At 48.3% G+C, this 2,050-nt stretch carries 3 protein-coding genes; all 3 read right to left on the bottom strand.

Annotated features, from left to right (window positions below; translation table 11 throughout):
* Positions 1 to 319: 319 nt before the first annotated feature.
* Positions 320 to 1,123 carry an ISAs1 family transposase gene (locus tag F6K53_RS38345; RefSeq protein WP_293085030.1) on the bottom strand — a complete coding sequence of 268 codons (804 nt, stop codon included), beginning with the start codon at positions 1,121 to 1,123 and terminating at the stop codon, positions 320 to 322.
* On the bottom strand, positions 1,120 to 1,320 hold the full coding sequence (locus F6K53_RS38350; RefSeq protein WP_293085032.1) for a transposase family protein: 201 nt from the start codon (positions 1,318 to 1,320) through the stop codon (positions 1,120 to 1,122). The genes F6K53_RS38345 and F6K53_RS38350 overlap by 4 nt, the downstream gene beginning before the upstream one ends.
* A gap of 463 nt (positions 1,321 to 1,783) precedes the next feature.
* On the bottom strand, positions 1,784 to 2,050 hold a 267-nt coding region (locus tag F6K53_RS38355), incomplete at its 5' end, for a hypothetical protein (RefSeq protein ID WP_293085035.1).

The following is a 2,050-nucleotide window of genomic DNA, read 5'->3' on the forward strand; positions in this document are numbered from 1 at the left end:
CTAGAACGGTCTGGTAGGGAAAAAGCTTGAGTTTGGTATAGGTTCGCGATTAGCAGCTTCTATGATAGTGCGTAATTTACCTAAGTTACTACCGCAGGGTAATCGCATCTTAGTAGAGTTATAACAATACAGTAACCTGAGCTAAAATTTGACTGTAGAATTGCTGATTATACCCTCAGAAAAGTTAATGGTACTCGAAAGTGTGTACCAGTCCTGTTAGTCAACACTCCTGGAGCCTAACCGACTTCAGTTAATAGATTCAGCCCATCACCTCCTTTGTTGACTCCTCAACAATCTTGCATCACCCTCAAAAAATGCTTCACTTCGCCGCACTGGAGGCCAGGATTTTGATTAGGAAATCATTATCCATCCCCGCCCTATAACGCTTCATCTTCAGACTCTGGCGGGAGGGTTCGCGCTTGAGCAGGTTAACACTCATGCGGCGCAGCAGCCCCAGATTCTCGGCAGCATACCCTTGGCGAACCCGGCTGGCATCTTCATTGAAGGTGACATCAAGCACCCAATGTAGACTGTTTTCAACACCCCAATGGCACCGAATCACCTGGTTATGGCGCGAGGCATCCGCCTCCAGGGAACTGAGGTAAAACTGAGTCTGGGTGGTGGTTTTGTTCCATAACTGCCGCGTCCGCTTCACCATCACCACACTGGTTAAGCCTTCCCATTCTGCTTGCCGATGCAACGGGGGGAGTTGACTCACAGGTACCGCCCACACCTGACGGGTTTCTATGCGATGATGTCCAGCTTCGACGGTTTGGTGGTCACTCAATTCAATCCCCTGCCCGTTCGGGTCAAGAGCCATAGCAAACCAAGCTTCCACCTGCTGGATCAGCTTGCCCTGGTTGCCCTTGAGCGCCAGGACATAGTCCCCACCGGCTTGCTTAATTTCTCGGGCAATGTCAATTTGGGTGCCCATGGCATCGAGAGTCACCACCGCTCCAAAGAGGTTCAGCAACTTGAGCAGCAGTGGCACCGCAGTAATTTCATTCGATTTGCTCTCCACTTTTTGTTGAGCCAACACCAGCCCATGTTCGCTGCTCCAGGCGCTCACGCTATGCAGTGCTTTGAGGCGGTTCTCCCGGTCATAGGAGCCTTTGGCCGTCAAGAATCAATATGAATCATTTCAATATCTAAGCTCTCGGTGATGCTGCCCACCCAACTCAGGAAGCCCGTTTCGAGTTGCTGGGGATCTAGAAGCCCAAACACTCGACCAAATGTATCGTGAGATGGTATCCCGTGAGGTAAGTCTAAAAATGTTTCCAGCCACTGTTGCTTGGCTTTACCGTAGGTTTCGATGGCCACAAACCCATCAGCGCCAGCAATCGAGCGCGAAAATGGCTATAGTAACCATCGCTACAAGATTATGGTCTGTTCTGCTACCCACACGGGGTACCGACCGATGCTGAAAATGATTGAGTACACTCTTTTTCAGCATCTGAGCCTCACGCTGATGATGATTGTTAAGAACGGGTCTGCCAAAACCTTTTGCCATGATCCGTGACTAGAAAATACAACTCTTTACACATCCTAGATTACCCTTGATGAGAGATGAAGGACTAGCCCATCCAACCGGTTTTTTGTCAAGTACAATTTTTCCCAAATTAGATGCGATTACCCTGGGCTTAAAGCTCCTCCTAAACTGTGTCCCGCGGGGTGCATCTCATCTTTGTAAAAAACAAGGGAAGTGCCGGAAGTGTCGGAAGCCTGGGGATTTTATGGAGGGTGGGTAGTGTAGGCAGTGTGGGAATTTTATTAGAATTTTTGTTTAATTGCATGCATTGAGATGCACCCGTCCCGCGAAAATAATTTCGATCTCTTGACTGGATTCTCTGACCTTGTTCCCTAGAAACTCTAACACCGTCTGATTATCCGATGATTCCATTTCTTCCAGCTTTTTCAAACCTATACAGGTTCCCTGAGAAATCTTGGGTCCAGGTGTTAGTTCTTCGCCTTCTTCCAGTAGAATATTCAAGCCTAGAGAGGTTCCCTGAGAAATATTGGTACCAAGACATATTGGTATGTCGCCATATGA

Origin of the sequence: Moorena sp. SIO4A1 (assembly GCF_010672065.1) — a bacterium.
GTDB lineage: Bacteria > Cyanobacteriota > Cyanobacteriia > Cyanobacteriales > Coleofasciculaceae > Moorena.